Source organism: Salinicoccus roseus (assembly GCF_003814515.1).
Lineage (GTDB): Bacteria > Bacillota > Bacilli > Staphylococcales > Salinicoccaceae > Salinicoccus > Salinicoccus roseus.
Window position 1 is genome coordinate 1,108,173 of the sequence record NZ_RKQJ01000001.1, and the last position, 16,415, is coordinate 1,124,587.

Sequence of the window (16,415 nt, forward strand, 5' to 3'; positions counted from 1 at the left end):
GAGAAATTTTTCACTGTTTTAACAAAGGGGTATGTTTCAGTGATAAAAATTTCATGTCTAGAATATACCACGGTTTAAGGCCTCAGACAATATTTTGAATGGCTTTTCACAATATGGACATAATGAAAACGTATCCACCTTATATCTTGTACATAAAATACATACATGTATAGTTTATTGCATAAACTAAAAGGTCCCCGACCTTAAAATAGATCGGGGACTGCCAGGCATTATACCTCCTGGAGCAGAGCTTCAAACTGATCGAGCTGTGCTTCGAATACCTTCATGGCATTCTCTATCGGTTCTGATGTCGTCATGTCGACACCGGCATTTTTGAGCACATTGATCGGATAGTCGGATGAACCTTTTTTCAGGAATTCGTTGATGTAGCGTTCGGCTGTAGCTTCGCCTTCTTCAAGCACCTGTTTGGACAGACTAGCAGCTGCAGCATAGCCGGTGGAGTACTGGTAGACATAATAGTTCATGTAGAAGTGCGGGATGCGCGCCCACTCCACTTCGATATGATCGTCATATTCGACCGCGTCACCGAAGTACTTGCGGTTGAGTTCTCCATATACTTCATTCAGCTTGCCGGCTGTGAGCGGTTCCCCCGCCTCCTTCATGGAGTGGATCTTGTGCTCGAATTCAGCGAACATCGTCTGCCTGAAGACGGAGCCCCTGAATCCCTCGAGCTGCTCATTCAGCAGATAGAGCTTCTTCTTCGTATCTTCAAGGTTTTTGAACATATAGTCGGCAAGCAGTGCTTCGTTGAAGTTGCTGGCGACTTCAGCGACGAAGATGGAGTAGCCGGACATATTGGATGGCTGGTTCTGTCTGCTGTAGTAGCTGTGGACACTGTGGCCGAATTCATGCGTCAGAGTAAACAGGTTATTCACGTTGTCCTGCCAGTTCATGAGGATGAATGGATTCGTGCCGTACGTACCTGAGGAATAGGCGCCGCTCCGCTTGCCTTTATTCTCATATACATCGACCCAGCGGTTCTCGAGGCCTTCCTTGATGATGTTCACATAAGTCTCGCCCATCGGCTCGAGTGATGCGAGCATCCATTCCTTCGCTTCTTCATAGCTCATTTCGAAGTCGACATCTTTGACCATTGGTGTATAGACATCATACATCTTGAGTTTATCGAGGCCGAGCATCTTTCGGCGGAGTTCCGTATAGCGGTGCATCAGGTGCAGGTGATCGTTCACCGTCTTCACAAGGTTGTCATAGACCTCTTCCGGAATGAAGTTGTTGGACAGCGCCTGGTGCCTTGCGGATTCATAGCCGCGTGCCTGGGCCTGGAATACATGTGTGCTGACGACACCCTGCAGTGTCTGGCTGAGCGTATTTTTATATGCGCCATATGTGCTGTACAGGTTCTCGTATGCCGACTGCCTCAATTCACGGTCGCTGGATTTGAGGAGGTCGATGTAGGTGCCCTGCGTCAGCGCGTGTGCATTGCCTTCGGAATCCACTGCATCAGGGAATTCAAGGTCGGCATTGTTGAACATGCCGAATGTTGAAGTCGGGTTCGACATGACCTCCCCTGCCTGAGCCAGCAGTTTCTCCTCCTTGTCGCTGAGCACATATGCACGCTTTTTATTGAGCTTCTCAAGATCGAAAGAGAACTCGCTGAGGCGGGGATCCATGCGCCACTCTTCGAGTGTCTCCTCATCGACCTTCATGATTTCCGGCACGAGGAAACTCCATGCAGTATTGAACTTCACCACGAGCGTGCGTGCCTTCGATTCGAGTGCACTGTATTTGTCTTCCGATGTATCCTGATCATGCTTCAAGTGTGCATAGACGAACAGTCTGCCGATTTCCTCACTCAGTTCCCGTTCCGTCTCCAAAGCGTCGGCGAGTGTTTCCAATGAATCGATCTGTCCTTTGAAGCGCTCCTCTTCCCCGAGTCGCCCTTCCAGTTCCTTATATTTTTCTTCGAATGCCGCATCCGATTCGAAGATGGTTTCAAGATTCCAAGTGTTCTTCTCTTCCTGTTCCTGTCGTGTAATGACTTTTGACATAATTACCCCTCCATTTTTCTGATGGTATAATTTTCTCAATATTCGTTATAAATTTCAAGTATCGAAGTTTATTGTGAAATATATAACATTTTATAGGCGGAAAGAAGTGCATTCAGCACCTCCTCTTTCGGGGGTGCAGTCTGCATTTCACGCATATGGATGAAGCGGCCGAACTGACCCCTGTCGAACACCCCCTTCTCCAGTGCATGCATGATATAAAGCTTCCATTCCAGCGGTGGATTCAGTATCCACCTTTCTGGCTCGACACTCATGCACAGATGCGGCGGCAGATTTCCGGCATCCAGTGAAAGCTGGTAGAGGAATGTGAGTGTGGGATTCAGCCGATTCTTCTGCTGGCGTTCCCGCTGTATCATGCGGCTGATGTCCTTCTGCCCAAGCTGGAGTGGAGCGACGGGTTCTGCGGGGTGTCGGGCAAGCAGGTCATCAGGGGTGATTTCTTCAGTGTGGCATGTCCACCGGTTGCCGCCTCTGTGATGTCTGAGATGCCATTTCATCAGTCTTTTGTGGGTGTTCGAATAGGTGAACAGGGCGGTGTTATAGAGGGTCGACATCTGAAAATGTGTGGGGATGATACAGCCGTCCCCCTGTCTGATGGATGCTTCATCAAGCAGCCAGATGACATCCAGGCCGATGGAATGGTAGCCTTTCGACCGCTCGGTGATGAGTTCCGGAGAAATCGCCGAATACTGGATTTCAAGCGCCCGGTTTCCAACCATCAAGTCAGGAATCTGCTCGATTTCCTGAAGATAGTACTCCATCGAAACGTGATGACGTCTGTTCAATGCCTGATAGAGGTCATGCTTCGCCTCAAGGTGTTCAAGGGACTCTTTTTTATACAGATAGCGGATGCAGTCGACGATCCTATGGTGGGAAAAGTGCGCCGTCTTGACGTTGCCCGCCTTGAAGGTGACGGGTGCCTCACATACCGGGCAGAAGTATTTCACTCCTTTTCTTGCTTCATCTGCTGTGATCCTTGTGCCATGTGTGTCAGTTGCTGTGAACATAAAAAAACCTCCTCTTCTATATATGGAAGAAAAGGGGGTTTTTGATTTATTTTCGCTTCAAGTAAATTATTTTTCTTTAAAAAATCTTCTTACCCGGGCTCTGACGTTGATGCTCATGATGATTTGACCGTATTCTTCAACCACCATGCTGGATATCTCTGCTGGAGAACTGTATTCGAGAAGTTTCGCTTCGATGCGTTCCATATCCATGTAGTCCATGCGGTAGTCGAAGAAAATCTGATAGTAGTAGCTTCCTTCGTGGACGATGAGCAGATCTTCGTACTGCGTTTCATCGACTTCCACTTCGTGGGTGTATTTTATGAGATCCTCGAAGTCATTGAATTTCACCATGACCGGCTCTTTCGTCACTGGCGCAATTTCTTCCTTGTCTCCGGAAATGCTTTCAAGGAACTGTTCTACATCATTATTATTCATATCCATAGGCGTCTGCTCCGTTGAGAATGGTTTATCATCCTGAGATTTGGAAACCACCACTTCAATCCCTTTGTCATAGGCATGCACTTGGATCCATAGCGGCCCTTCCATTGAGAAATCTTCTTCATGCTCGTGGTTCACTTCGTCCATGATGGACCAGAAGAACTCTTCACCACGCTTCCGGTTCATCCATAGGTCTTCTCTATCAAATCCGCGATTCTCGATGTCCTGGTAGGTAATGAAAAACTTGATCGTCGAGTCGTCAATTCTTTCAATCCTCATACTTCTCACTCCTCTCCTTCAAGTATGCTCCTTATCTATATTATACCTTATTCTTATGGGGTAAAACCAGTTTTGGAATTGTCATGTCATTATACGCCAAAATACCCGCAGACATCAAGTAATCTGCGGGCATCTCAATCGTAAGTATTATATCAGTTATTTTTGGGGAAACACACTTATAGTTCAGCGAGGCGCTTTGCTTCCATCAGATGGAAAGTCCTCACCTTACGAGGCAGGAAACGACGGATTTCATCTTCGTTGTAGCCAACTTGAAGACGTTTTTCATCCATGATGATCGGCCTTCTGAGAAGACCAGGATTCTCCATGATCAATGTGTAAAGTTCCTGCATTGGCAAGCTGTCGATATCTACATTAAGTTTCTGGAAAGTCTTGGATCTTGTAGAAATAATTTCGTCTGTGCCATCTTCAGTCATTCTGAGGATGGACTTCACTTCATCCAATGTAAGTGGTTCAGAGAATATATTTCTTTCATTATAAGGAATTTCATGTTCTTGTAACCATGCTTTCGCTTTACGGCATGATGTGCAGCTTGGAGAAGTAAAAAGTGTTACCATACAACTCACACTCCAATTTTAAAAAGATTTGTAACAACAATCTATACCCGATTCATCTCCATTATAAACATATTTCATATAACTTCGATAAATTGATGTATAAACTTTATTTACACTACGTAGTATACAGGGTGAACATTAAAATAAAATGAGAATTATGTAATAATCTCACAAATTTTTAGAAAAGTTATGATTAGATTAAATTTCAGCATCAGCGCATCCATATTGCAAGCAGCCCGGAAGTTTATTATCATGTATATAATGACTAACATAAAGGTGATTACGACATGAAAACATTATTCTCAGGAGTACAACCAAGCGGCATCCCCACTATCGGAAACTATATCGGGGCATACAAACAGTTTGTTGAGATGCAGGAGGAATATGATTCCTATTTCTGCATCGTTGACCAGCATGCCATAACCGTCCCGCAGGACCGTCTCAAACTCAGGGACAATACAAAGAAACTCGCAGCCATCTATCTTGCCTCCGGCCTCGATCCGGAAAAGATTACACTCTTCATCCAGAGTGAAGTGGCGGCACATGCGAAGGCAGCATGGATGATGCAGTGTGTAGGATATATCGGGGAGCTTGAGCGCATGACCCAATATAAGGATAAGGCACGCAAGCAGAACCAGCGCGACGGCATCAGCGTCGGCCTGTTGACATACCCATCCCTCATGGCTGCCGACATCCTCATCTACAGCGCTGATGTCGTGCCTGTCGGAGAAGACCAGGGTCAGCACCTTGAATTGACCCGCGACTTGGCAGAACGCTTCAACTCGAAATACAACGACATCCTGACAGTACCTGAAGTCAAGCATCCGGAAGTCGGCGGACGCATCATGAGCCTGAACGATCCGACGAAGAAGATGTCGAAGAGTGATGACAACCAGAAGGGCTTCATCTCACTTCTTGATGATCCGAAAGCCGCGGCCAAGAAGATCCGCAGCGCCGTAACGGACTCGGGCAGCGAAATCAAGTACGACAAGGAAGAGAAGCCCGGAGTTTCAAACCTGCTGACGATCTATTCCTCCCTGACTTCAAAGAGCATCAAAGATCTCGAGAAGGAATACGAAGGCAGCAACTACGGCACATTCAAATCCGACCTCGGAGAAGTTGTCGAACAGTTCCTGACGGAATTCCAGGATAAAGTGAACCACTATCTGGAAAGCGGCGAGCTGGATGACATTCTGGACGAAGGTGCCATGAAGGCATCACGCAAAGCCGATAAGATGGTCGAAAAGATGGAACGTGCAATGGGACTCGGCAGAAAACGCAGATAAATTTCATATTACAGCGGACGGGCAGCTTCCTGTCCGTTTTTTTGTTATCGGTGAAGGTTCTGCGATATCCAATCCAGAGTCGCAGGCGTTTCGACTGCGAGTTAGACCTGGAACAGCAGAAAGCCTGCCTTCCACATTGGAAGACAGGCTTCATCTATATATTATTCTTCGTATTTCTTGAATACAAGGCTTGCGTTATGTCCACCGAAACCGAAGCTGTTTGATATCGCATATCGGATATCCGCTTCTACTGCACCTTCTGTGACGTAGTTCAAGTCGCATTCAGGGTCTGGATTGTCCAGATTGATCGTCGGATGGACCTTGCCATCCCGGAGGCTCAGCACCGTGATGATGGCTTCCATGCCACCGGTACCACCGAGCAGGTGGCCTGTCATTGATTTCGTGGAATTGACGAGCAGGTTATAGGCATGATCTTTGAATACATTGCGGATGGCAATCGTTTCAAACAGGTCATTGTACTGTGTACTTGTACCATGGCCATTCACATAACCGATTTCATTCGGGTCGATGCCTGCATCCTTCATCGCTTCGATCATCGCGCGGGCACCGCCCTCGCCTTCTTCAGCTGGTGCTGTGATGTGATGTGCATCGCCTGTTGTTCCATAGCCGACAACTTCACCATATATCTTTGCACCGCGTGCTTTGGCATGTTCAAGCTCTTCAAGCATGACGATGCCTGCACCTTCACCGATGACGAATCCATCCCTGTCCTTGGAATATGGACGGGAAGCCTTATTCGGATCATCCGCTGTGGTCAGTGCTTTGTTCGCCTGGAAGCCTGCAACCCCCATCCGGGTGATCGGCGCTTCTGTTCCGCCCGTCACCATGGCATCGGCCTGGCCACGTTCTATGAACTTGAAGGCTTCACCGATGGAGTTCGTACCTGTCGCACAGGCAGTGACAGTGGCGCCATTGGGACCTTTCAATCCATGCTTGATGGAGACCTGGCCGCTTGCCATGTCCGGAATCATCATTGGAACGAAGAAAGGGCTCACACGGCGTGGTCCGCGCTCATAGAGCACTTTGAAACCATCTTCAAGGGCTTGGATGCCGCCGATTCCGGAACCGATCCATACACCGATGCGTTCACGGTTGTCGTCGGTGATTTCAACCCCGCTGTCCTTCACCGCTTCATCGGAGGCCACCATCGCATATTGCGTAAAGCGGTCCATACGGCGTGCTTCCTTTTTGTCCATATAGTCTTCAATATTGAAGTCCTTGAGTTCCCCCGCCACGTGAACATTATATTCACTGTTGTCGATGCGGGTGATCTTATCGATACCATTTACTCCCTTGAGGGCATTCTCCCAGGTTTCAGGTGCAGAATTACCAATTGGCGTCAACGCACCGATACCTGTTACAACTACTCTTCTCTTATCCATGAGTTTCCTCCTTATTGTCTCCCCATGTCAGGCATATTGCCCCCCATGTCAGGCCGCCACCAAAGCCGACCAGAACGAGGGTGTCTCCTGACTTTATTCTACCATTTTTAACTTCATGATGGATACTAAGCGGTATTGATGCAGCCGAAGTATTTCCATATCTGTCAACTGTCACACTCATGCGGTCCTCTGGAAGACCCATGCGTTCGCGTGCTGCATTCATGATCCGGATATTCGCCTGATGCGGCACCAGCATATCGATGTCTTCCTTGGAGAGTCCCGCTTTCTCTGTCACATGGACACTGGACTCGCCCATCTGCCTGACGGCAAACTTGTAGACTTCCCGGCCATTCATCCTGATGTTGCCGTCCGCTTCATCATCGTAGAGGTACGGTCCCCCATGCCCGTTGCTGCCGAGCTCGAAGGAATGCATTCCGTGCCCTTCCGCCACTTCACCCATGACGACGGCGCCTGCCCCGTCACCGAACAGGACAGCTGTGGAACGGTCTTCGAAGTCGGTGATCTTGGACAGCTTGTCTGCTCCGACCACCAGTACATGATCATATGTTCCCGTCTGGATGAACTGCTGGGCTGTGACCATCCCATAAATGAAACCTGTACAGGCCGCCAGCTGGTCCATTGATGGCACCGGCCTCAAGCCAAGCCTTTTCTGAAGCAGGGTTGCGACAGTCGGGAACTGATGATCGCCTGTCGAAGTCGCCACGATGACCAGGTCGATGTCCTCTGGACCGACGCCTGAGTTCTCCAGGGCCTCCTTCGCCGCTTCATAGGCCATGTCACTCGTATCCATGTCCTCGGCAAAACGCCGTTCTTTGATGCCTGTCATCTCTGTAATCCATTCGTCGGAAGTATCAAGTATCTTTTCAAAGTCATGGTTGGTAAATACCTTCTCCGGTACATAGGTCCCCAGACCCAGAACACCTACATTTTTCATTTGACCACACCTTATAATCTCATATTATCACTAGGTACTAATTTATCATATTTGAAGGTGTCATACAACAAAAAAAGCATCCATGCCTGGCATGGATGCTTCGTATTTCAGCTTATTCAGTTTCAGTTACGCCCCAGTTATAAGGGAGTGTTTCTTCGTTGTAGCCGAGTTCGATGCTGTAGTTTGCGACTCTTTCATTTACAGGTACTACATATGATCTGTAGAGTGTCGGTACTACCGGCATCTCCTCAACCATAAGCGCCTGCCATTCGTTGTAGATTTCCTGTCTCTGCTCTACATCGAATGCTTCAGGAGAGTTGCCCTCTTCCATCAGCTGTGTGCTTTCTTCAGTCGCATAGCGTGGGTAGTTGAATGGTACATCCGGACCGTAGAGACCGTATGGATCCACATCGGAACCGACGCCCCATGCACCCTGGTAGATGTCCACTTCAGGATCGTCGTTTTCAACCATATCGTAGAATGTGTTGAATTCGATCAGGCGGCCGTTTGTAAGCTGTACATTCAGGCCGATATCTTTCCAGGACTGGATGTAGTAGTTTGCCAGTGGTTCTGCAGTGTCGCCGCCGGACATGGAAGCGAAGTTGATCTCAAGCGGTTCGCCATCCGGTGTTTCACGGAAGCCGTCGCCATCAGTATCTTCGTATCCTGCTTCATCAAGGATCTGATTCGCCTGCTCTGGATCGTATTCAGGAACTTCCAGGCTGTCGTCATGCCAGTTTGCGTGATATGGCGTGATCAGGGATGTCGCTTTCCAGCGGAGTCCGTTGTAGAAACGCTCGCCGACTGCGTCGTTGTCCATCGCATGCCACATTGCACGACGGAGTTCCTTGTCGCCCATCTTCATTTCTTCCGGCTTGTAGTCTACACGTCCTTCGTCTTCGTTCCACTCACCCAGTTTGAAACCGATGTAAGTGTATGCACCTTCGATGTTTGCAAGCCATTCCACGCCTTCCATTCCCTCAACATCAGGATACTGGTCGGTCGGGAAGTTGATTGCAAAATCGACTTCTCCAGTTTCCAGAGCATTCGCTATGGAAGATGGAGATACGACAGTCAGTTCGACGCCGTCAAGGTTCGGTTCGCCTCTCCAGTAGTCTTCATACTTGGACATTACAACCGCTTCACCCGGAGTGATGGAGTCCACTTTATATGGTCCCATTCCAAGCGGGTTCTCGCGTGTCTGTGGCGCTTCAGCCATATCTGCGATCTCTACCCCTTCATAGTGGTGCTCAGGCATAGCGTATGCCCAGAATCCACCGGCAGTGAGGGATGGTGCCAATTCCTTATAAGTAAATGTAGCAGTGTACTCATCTTCCACTTCGATGCCGGAAATTTCTTCTGCATCTCCAGATTTGTACTCGTCATAGCCTTCGATCAGAGTGAATCCGTCAGTCGCGCCACGGATACCCGGGTATTCCGGATGTCCGATGACTTCGTATGAATAGACATAGTCATCGATTGTGACAGGTTCACCATCGTGCCAAGTGACACCTTCCTGCATAGTGAATGTAACTGTGTTATCGTCTTGATTCACTTCGTAGGTCATGGCGCCATCGTTCGTGTACTGGAAGTCTTCATCCATTGACATCAGCGGCTCATCGAAGAGGCTGATGACCTCAAAGTCAGGGTTCCCCTGGTAAAGGTTGAAGTTCAATGTACCCTCGAATGGCGTGTCTGAAGTCAGACCTACATTAAGGGTGCCTCCCTCGCTCACTTCACCATCATTAGATACGGTCTGGTTGAAGTCTTCATAGTTGTATACATCTCCTGAAGCTGAATCATCGGATCCTTCCTCCGACCCTTCTTCAGAACCTTCTTCTGTTGATTCTTCAGACCCTGTGTCGCCAGAGCCCTCTTCTTCTGACGTCTCTTCTGATGAGCCCCCGCCACATGCAGCCAATGCCAATACCATGATCAGCATCGTAAGGAACATCAATTTCGACCAAGAATATTTCCCCATCGTATTTCCTCCCTATAATTTAGAATATAACTGATATATATACTTAGTTCAGCTGAAACTGAAACTTAGTACCAGAATATGGTTAAAACCGTCTTTGCATTTTAGTGCGTATGTAACTCCATCTACGCATAATGTTATCACAATTGTCTGAAATATCAATGTCTTGTTAAGAATAAATTTCAATATATGTGTATTATAACACTCTATTGTTATTTTTTTGTAAACATCAGCAGTTTCATCGAAAGCGCTTTCATTTTATTTCATTTATAAGGTTCCATTTCACTGGAACCCTATAGATTATGCCTGTCTCTGTCTTGCATCTCCAGCACGTCTCATCGCTTCCCCGATGTTCCGTACACACAGCATGAGCACAAGGATCATGATTGCCGCCGGCACCCAGATCCACGGTCTATGCTGGAGGGTCTGGGAATTCGTTGCGTAGGCCATCAGCGTACCGAGGGAAGGGTAGTCTTCCGGGAAACCGAATCCGATGAATGACAGACCCGACTCGATGCCGATATTCGCCGCAAGCGACAGCGTGCCGTTGACGATGATGATGCCGACCAGGTTCGGCATGAGTTGCGTAAAGACGATCTTCCCATGCGAACTGCCCAATGTTTTGGAAGCACTGATGTAGTCGAGCTCCCGCTCCTGGATGGCGAGCGACCGCACCAGCCGTGCGGTACCCGTCCACAGGAATGCCGCCATCATGAACGAGAAGGTGAAGATGTCATAGGATGGTGAGATCGTGACGAAAACGATGACGATCATCAGGAATGGCAGCACCATGAAGAAGTCGACGATGCGCATCATGATGTTGTCTATCTGGCCACCGAAGTAGCCGGAAACGACCCCGTATACGACACCAAAACCGACACTCATGAGTGTCACGAGTATACCGATCGCGAGGGAGTTCCTCGTACCGATGATCAGCTGGCCGAAGATGTCCCGTCCGCCATAGTCGGTGCCGAGCCTGAACGTCTCGTCAGGCGCCTGGTTGATGGCAAACAGATCGACCATGACGATCTCCTCCCTGTCGAGGAACATCGTCAGCCCGAATACATAGGCTGTAATGATCGTGAACAGGATGAGTGAAAATAGTGCAAGCTTGTCTGCTATCACTTCCTGGATGATGATCCGCCACCCCGGAGTACTCCTCGGCAGATTCTTGGAATCGAGCGCGCCATGGCCCGCAGCCCCGTGAGGCAGGTCTGCCTTAACGGTCATGTCCATATCGCCCTTTTCGTAGGTATGGTCATCATCCGTGCGTGCTTCGAACGGGTCCCCATTTCTCGGCTTGTCATCACTTTCCGTATTGCGTCGATCCAGTTCCTGCTGACGGAGACGCGCTTTGTCTTTATTTGCATCTTCTTCCGGACGCCCGGCGCCGGAATTCTGATTGAAATCATTTCTATTGCCCACTTTATACGCTCCCTCCTATTTGATGCGGATCCTAGGATCTACGATACTGAGAATGATGTCCGATATCAGTGCACCGAGAATGGCCAGGAATCCATAGAACAGGATGAGCACATTCGCCACACTGAAATCGCGTGTTGAAATGGAATCCAGGAACAGGCGGCCCATGCCCGGATAGCTGTAGATCATCTCTATGAAGATGGAGCCCCCGAGCAGTGCAGTGATCTCATAGCCGAAGAATGCTGCAATCGGCAGGATGGAGTTCCTGAAGACATGTCTGTTGTATACTGCGGACTCCTTGACACCCTTGGCACGTGCCAGAATGATGAAGTCCTTCTGTTTCGTCTCTATGATGCCGCTCCTCAAATACTGCACCGTTCCCACCAGCCCGATCAGGGCGATGGCGAAGCTCGGCAGGACGAGATGGTTTATCTTGCTGAGGATATAGTCGATGCTGCCCGGCTCAAGCCCCGGTGCGACGGAGCCGCCTGTCGGGAACCAGCCCAGATTGTAACCGAAGACCCACAGTATGACGAGTCCGAAAATGAACTGCGGCGTTGCAAAACCGAGATATGTATATCCAGTGATTGCATTATCGAGCAGTGAGTCGTTATAGCGTCCTGATACGAGTCCGAGCGGCAGCCCAAGCAGGTAGATCAGGATTGTCGAGAACAGCGAAAGCCATACCGTGTTCATCAGACGGTCGCCGATTACATCCATAACCGGACGCTGGTGGAAGATTGATGTTCCAAAGTCACCCTGGAACATCGCAAAGACCCAGTCCCTGTACTGGATGTACCAAGGATTGTTCAGGCCGAGTGCCTCCCTTTTGGCTTCGATGGCCTCCCTAGGAATGTTCGGATCGATCAGTCCGGACAGTGCATCGCCCGGCATCATCGACCCCATTATGAATACGAGTACACTTAAAATGACGAGTTGTGGAAATGTGATCAGAAGTCTTCTTATTGTAAATTTCAGCATATGTTCATCAACCTTTCACCGGCAACGCCACTCTGTGCGTCTCCGTAATGGATTGCAGCGGGAAGGCCCTGCCCTCTTCATCAAGATGGTCGGCGAAATTCTGGTCGTACTCTTCCTTGACCATCTGCCTGAATGCGAGATTGGCTTCTATTTCGTCCACATCCGTATCCGGAATTGCTGCAATCAGCCGCTTCGTATATATATGCTGTGGATTCTTGAAGATTTCTTCCGTCTTCCCCTCTTCGACGAGCCGCCCCTGGTACATGATGCCGATATGCCGGCACATGTGCCGGACGACACCGAGGTCATGGGCGATGAACATCATCGTAAGATTCATATCTTGCTGGATGTCCTGCATGAAGTTGAGCACCTGCGCCTGTACAGACACATCGAGTGCCGATACCGGCTCGTCGGCGATGATCAGCTTCGGGTTCAGTGCGATCGCCCTGGCCACACCGATCCGCTGGCGCTGTCCACCCGAGAACTCATGCGGATACTTATAGAGGGAGCCCGGCGGCAGACCGACACGCTGAAGCAGCCCCAGCACTTCCGGAACAAGCTCGTTCCTCGGCTTCTTATTGTAGTTCCTGATCGGTTCAGCGACGATGTCGAATACGCGCTTCCTTGGGTTGAGCGAGGAATACGGATCCTGGAAGATCATCTGGATATCATCCCTGACATCGACCTTCTTCCCTTTGCTGTTGAGCTTCTGTCCTTCAAAATATATTTCGCCATCAGTGACATGGTTCAATCCCATGACTGCTTTTCCAGTCGTGGTCTTTCCTGAACCCGACTCTCCCACAAGGCCGTAGGTCGTGCCCTCGGGGATACTGATGCTGACCCCATCCACCGCCTTGACATGGTCCTTGACCGTGTTGAAGAAGCCGCCCTTTATCGGGTAGTGGACTTTAAGATCTTTAATTTCCAATAGATTCATCGTGCACTTCCTCCTCGGGCCCCTGTTTCAATCTGGTATTCCTCTGCATCGATATCCTGGGCGGAGCCGCCTTCGAGGGAAAAGTTCCTGTAGCAGGTGCAGCGTACATGATGCCCCTCTGCAATTTCCCTGAGCTGTGGATTCTTCTCATGTTCGGAAGCAGGCACCCATGGGATGCGCGGCGCGAAACGGCAGCCTGTCCGGTCCATCTTGTTCAGTGCCGGCACCACACCCTGTATGACATGCAGCTTGCTGCCAAGCATCGACTCGGTCGGCAATGAATTCAGAAGTGAGCGTGTGTATGGATGCTGCGGGTTCTTGAAGAGCTCCCGCACAGGGGCCACTTCAACAATCTGGCCGGCATACATGACGGCTACACGATCGGCCATTTCAGCCACGACCCCAAGGTCGTGCGTGATCAGAAGGACGCCTGAATTCAGGTCGTCCTGAAGCTCACGGATCAGGTCGAGGATCTGGGCCTGGATCGTCACATCAAGTGCCGTCGTCGGCTCATCGGCGATGAGCAGCTTCGGACGGTTGGCGATTGCGATTGCGATGACGACACGTTGCCGCATGCCCCCGGACAGTTCATGGGGATAGGCCTCTGCGACCCTGTCGGCACGCGGAATGCCGACGCGGTCCAGCAGTTCGACAGCGTAGGACTCCCGTTCATTCTTCGATTTCGTGTTATGTATCTTGAGTGTTTCGATGATCTGCTGCTTTATCTTCATCAGTGGGTTGAGCGCCGTCATCGGATCCTGGAAAATCATCGCCATGTCTCCCCCACGGATTTTATTCATCTTGCCTTCATTCAGTTTCAGGAGGTTCCGTCCCTGAAAGTTGACTTCCCCTTCAATGCGGGCCTTCCTATGCAGCCCCATCAGTGAGAATGCTGTTGCACTTTTCCCTGAGCCCGACTCCCCTACAAGCGCCAGAACTTCATTCGGCTGTATGCTGAATGAAACATCATCCACTGCCGGGAAATACTCGCTGCCGATTTTAAAGGAAGTCGTCAGGTTATTCACTTCTAAAAGCTTTTCAGTCATTTATCTTCACCTATTCTTTCCCCTTTTATACATGATTGCTTAATTGGGTGTTCCAATGTGGTGGAAACTGCATTGCTGCAGTCGATATACGGAATATGCATCGATGAATGGAGGTTGGGTGTTCTCCAGTACAAAGGCTGACTGCCTGGCGCGGATCCATTTGTGGCTCCAAAAGCCTGCGGTCATCATATTCCATAGTTTTCACCTCCATATATTTTAAAGCCACTGGAATTAATTTGCAATATTCATTTTTTGAATTGCAACAATATTTAAGCATTTGCAGAAACTAAATATACACTAGTGAATAAATGTTTTCAACCCAATTTTCCTGTCTTTACAGCCTGATTTGTAAGCGTTTATAAAATATTGTTGAATTGATGGGCTTTGGAAGCCGTTATGTGAAAAAATTATTTTTGCAGTCCTGTACTGAGATTACCACTATACATGGAAATCGTTTTAGGTTATCATTAGCTTATATAATTATGTAGTGGAGGCAGGACCATGAAATATATCATCAGTTTCATCTGGGCACTCATGCTGACTCAAATGGTCAACTTCGTTCTTAACAGCCTTGGCGGCGGCGGGCCACTCAACATCTGGAGCGGTGTACTCCTTGCAGTACTCGTCACAGTGACGATAATCGTTCTGGACTTCATGCTCAAGCCGGACAAGACGAACGAAGCACAGCATAACCATTGATCATAAAAAGGCTCGCCACGATGTGGTGAGCCTTTTTTTCGTTGTGGCCTGCCTCCGGTGTATCCAGGGGAACCATACGCTATACTTCCACCCCGAACGCCCTCGCTTCGATGACGAGCTGCCGGACCAGTTCGCCGGCTGACATGTAGCGGGCCATGCTCTTCCCCTGACCGGCAAGGAGCATAGCATATTCTGTACTGCCTGCAGCCTTCGAGGCATCCTGTATCGGCTGGGTCAGGCGCCTCTGGACCGGATAGTCGACCATGCGCTTTGTATGCACGGCCATATCCCTGATGAACGTATTCTGGATCGCTCGTGCAGCACGACCGGTGAATACCTTCGTCAATACGGAGGGAGTATGCCGATTCTCCGACAGCGCATTCTTATGTACCGGATGCGCTCCGCTTTCTTCTGTGGATATGAAGGCCGTGCCCAGCTGGACGCCTGCAGCACCGAGTACCATTGCGGCTGCCACTCCACGCCCATCCATGATACCGCCTGCAGCGATGACCGGAATCGACAGCTGGTCAGCCGCTTCCGGGATCAGACTCATGAGCCCCACGATGCTGTCATCCACAGGGTTGAGGAATGTCCCCCGGTGGCCGCCCGCTTCTGCCCCCTGAAGCACAACAGCATCGAATCCGGCCCGTTCAATCGCTTCAGCTTCCTCCACTGTCGTTGCTGTACCGAGCAGGATCGTCCCGGCCTCTTTCAGCCGTTCGATGTGACGATTTTCCGGGATGCCGAAAATGAAGGAGCATACAGGCACCTTCTCCTCCACAATGACATCGAGCTGGGCATCGAACTTCACTTTGATGTCCTTCATATCCGGCGGTATGAAAGTTTCCTGCTCCAGCCCAAAGTGGTCATACACCGGCCTCAGCTTTTCATAGGCACCGGCAATATTCTCTTCAGTGACTTTGAAGTTCCATGGGACGAACAGGTTGGCACCGAAGGCGCCATCGTTCCGCTTCTTCAGTCCATGGATCGCTTTACGCAATGCTTCCGGATCCATGCCGCCTGCACCGATCATGCCGAGTCCCCCGGCCCGGGAGACGGCACTGACCAGTTCTTCGGTCGTGACGCCGCCTGCCATAGGCGCCTGTATGATTGCATGCTCCACCCCGAGCAGTTCCTTGAGCATACTGTTGCCTCGTGATGTATCCACTTGCCCTACCCCCTTGACGTTACTTCCATGAACGTGTTTCTACTATTTAAATGGAGGTGGTCCGTCCACCCCCTTGTTACTGTACACTACAATGGCCCACATTGTGTTTATCTATACCCCAATTTCCAGATGCTATACAATTTTACATATCTATTCTATGATAAAAGAAATAATAAATTTGAAATGAAGGTGC

Annotated in this window: 14 protein-coding genes; 2 read left to right on the forward strand and 12 right to left on the reverse strand. The window is 49.6% G+C overall.

Going from position 1 to position 16,415, the window contains the following annotated elements; translation table 11 throughout:
• Positions 1-230: 230 nt before the first annotated feature.
• The 4 genes from pepF to spxA form a co-directional block, all read right to left on the reverse strand.
• Positions 231-2,030 (reverse strand): oligoendopeptidase F, encoded by a 1,800-nt coding sequence (pepF, locus tag EDC33_RS05640; protein ID WP_124010485.1) that lies wholly within the window; start codon positions 2,028-2,030, stop codon positions 231-233.
• A gap of 68 nt (positions 2,031-2,098) precedes the next feature.
• On the reverse strand, positions 2,099-3,055 hold the full coding sequence (locus tag EDC33_RS05645; protein WP_094906530.1) for a competence protein CoiA: 957 nt from the start codon (positions 3,053-3,055) through the stop codon (positions 2,099-2,101).
• A 66-nt stretch (positions 3,056-3,121) separates the two neighbouring features.
• Positions 3,122-3,772, reverse strand: a complete 651-nt coding sequence (locus EDC33_RS05650) for an adaptor protein MecA (protein ID WP_040104980.1) — start codon at positions 3,770-3,772, stop codon at positions 3,122-3,124.
• 176 nt (positions 3,773-3,948) lie between these two features.
• Positions 3,949-4,347 carry a transcriptional regulator SpxA gene (gene spxA / locus EDC33_RS05655; protein WP_040104981.1) on the reverse strand — a complete coding sequence of 133 codons (399 nt, stop codon included), beginning with the start codon at positions 4,345-4,347 and terminating at the stop codon, positions 3,949-3,951.
• 287 nt (positions 4,348-4,634) lie between these two features.
• On the opposite strand from spxA, the gene trpS reads away from it, so the two are divergent.
• A complete protein-coding gene (trpS, locus tag EDC33_RS05660) occupies positions 4,635-5,633 on the forward strand; it encodes a tryptophan--tRNA ligase (RefSeq protein ID WP_040104982.1) in 999 nt (332 codons plus the stop codon).
• A gap of 161 nt (positions 5,634-5,794) precedes the next feature.
• On the opposite strand, the gene fabF is transcribed toward trpS, so the two are convergent.
• The 7 genes from fabF to EDC33_RS05695 all read right to left on the reverse strand — a co-directional run bounded on the left by fabF (position 5,795) and on the right by EDC33_RS05695 (position 14,355).
• The gene (gene fabF / locus EDC33_RS05665; RefSeq protein ID WP_124010486.1) at positions 5,795-7,036 is read right to left on the reverse strand and encodes a beta-ketoacyl-ACP synthase II; all 1,242 of its coding nucleotides are present in this window, start codon (positions 7,034-7,036) and stop codon (positions 5,795-5,797) included.
• A complete protein-coding gene (locus tag EDC33_RS05670; protein WP_094906532.1) occupies positions 7,029-7,991 on the reverse strand; it encodes a beta-ketoacyl-ACP synthase III in 963 nt (320 codons plus the stop codon). Before EDC33_RS05670 ends, fabF begins: the two co-directional genes overlap by 8 nt.
• 112 nt (positions 7,992-8,103) lie before the next feature.
• Positions 8,104-9,972: an oligopeptide ABC transporter substrate-binding protein gene (locus EDC33_RS05675; RefSeq protein WP_124010487.1), complete on the reverse strand. Its 1,869-nt coding sequence runs from the start codon at positions 9,970-9,972 to the stop codon at positions 8,104-8,106.
• Positions 9,973-10,269: 297 nt separating this feature from the next.
• Positions 10,270-11,394, reverse strand: coding sequence for an ABC transporter permease (locus EDC33_RS05680; RefSeq protein WP_124010488.1), 1,125 nt, complete (start codon positions 11,392-11,394; stop codon positions 10,270-10,272).
• A 15-nt stretch (positions 11,395-11,409) separates the two neighbouring features.
• On the reverse strand, positions 11,410-12,372 hold the full coding sequence (gene opp4B / locus EDC33_RS05685; protein ID WP_094906535.1) for an oligopeptide ABC transporter permease: 963 nt from the start codon (positions 12,370-12,372) through the stop codon (positions 11,410-11,412).
• Between the two features lie 7 nt (positions 12,373-12,379).
• Entirely contained in the window at positions 12,380-13,309 is a 930-nt protein-coding gene (locus tag EDC33_RS05690; RefSeq protein WP_094906536.1) for an ATP-binding cassette domain-containing protein, read from the reverse strand.
• Positions 13,306-14,355 (reverse strand): ABC transporter ATP-binding protein, encoded by a 1,050-nt coding sequence (locus tag EDC33_RS05695; protein ID WP_124010489.1) that lies wholly within the window; start codon positions 14,353-14,355, stop codon positions 13,306-13,308. The genes EDC33_RS05690 and EDC33_RS05695 overlap by 4 nt, the downstream gene beginning before the upstream one ends.
• Before the next feature lie 501 nt (positions 14,356-14,856).
• On the opposite strand from EDC33_RS05695, the gene EDC33_RS05700 reads away from it, so the two are divergent.
• Positions 14,857-15,054, forward strand: a complete 198-nt coding sequence (locus EDC33_RS05700; RefSeq protein WP_040104989.1) for a YjzD family protein — start codon at positions 14,857-14,859, stop codon at positions 15,052-15,054.
• 79 nt (positions 15,055-15,133) lie between these two features.
• Here EDC33_RS05700 and EDC33_RS05705 read toward each other — a convergent pair whose 3' ends face one another.
• Entirely contained in the window at positions 15,134-16,222 is a 1,089-nt protein-coding gene (locus EDC33_RS05705; RefSeq protein ID WP_229716615.1) for an NAD(P)H-dependent flavin oxidoreductase, read from the reverse strand.
• Positions 16,223-16,415 lie beyond the last annotated feature (193 nt).

Coding starts and splice junctions, on each gene's coding strand:
- EDC33_RS05650 (WP_040104980.1), bottom strand. CDS start 3,772: ATGAGGATTGAAAGAATTGACGACTCGACGATCAAGTTTTTCATTACC.
- pepF (WP_124010485.1), bottom strand. CDS start 2,030: ATGTCAAAAGTCATTACACGACAGGAACAGGAAGAGAAGAACACTTGG.
- opp4B (WP_094906535.1), bottom strand. CDS start 12,372: ATGCTGAAATTTACAATAAGAAGACTTCTGATCACATTTCCACAACTC.
- trpS (WP_040104982.1), top strand. CDS start 4,635: ATGAAAACATTATTCTCAGGAGTACAACCAAGCGGCATCCCCACTATC.
- EDC33_RS05645 (WP_094906530.1), bottom strand. CDS start 3,055: ATGTTCACAGCAACTGACACACATGGCACAAGGATCACAGCAGATGAA.
- spxA (WP_040104981.1), bottom strand. CDS start 4,347: ATGGTAACACTTTTTACTTCTCCAAGCTGCACATCATGCCGTAAAGCG.
- EDC33_RS05690 (WP_094906536.1), bottom strand. CDS start 13,309: ATGAATCTATTGGAAATTAAAGATCTTAAAGTCCACTACCCGATAAAG.
- EDC33_RS05670 (WP_094906532.1), bottom strand. CDS start 7,991: ATGAAAAATGTAGGTGTTCTGGGTCTGGGGACCTATGTACCGGAGAAG.
- fabF (WP_124010486.1), bottom strand. CDS start 7,036: ATGGATAAGAGAAGAGTAGTTGTAACAGGTATCGGTGCGTTGACGCCA.
- EDC33_RS05695 (WP_124010489.1), bottom strand. CDS start 14,355: ATGACTGAAAAGCTTTTAGAAGTGAATAACCTGACGACTTCCTTTAAA.
- EDC33_RS05675 (WP_124010487.1), bottom strand. CDS start 9,972: ATGGGGAAATATTCTTGGTCGAAATTGATGTTCCTTACGATGCTGATC.
- EDC33_RS05700 (WP_040104989.1), top strand. CDS start 14,857: ATGAAATATATCATCAGTTTCATCTGGGCACTCATGCTGACTCAAATG.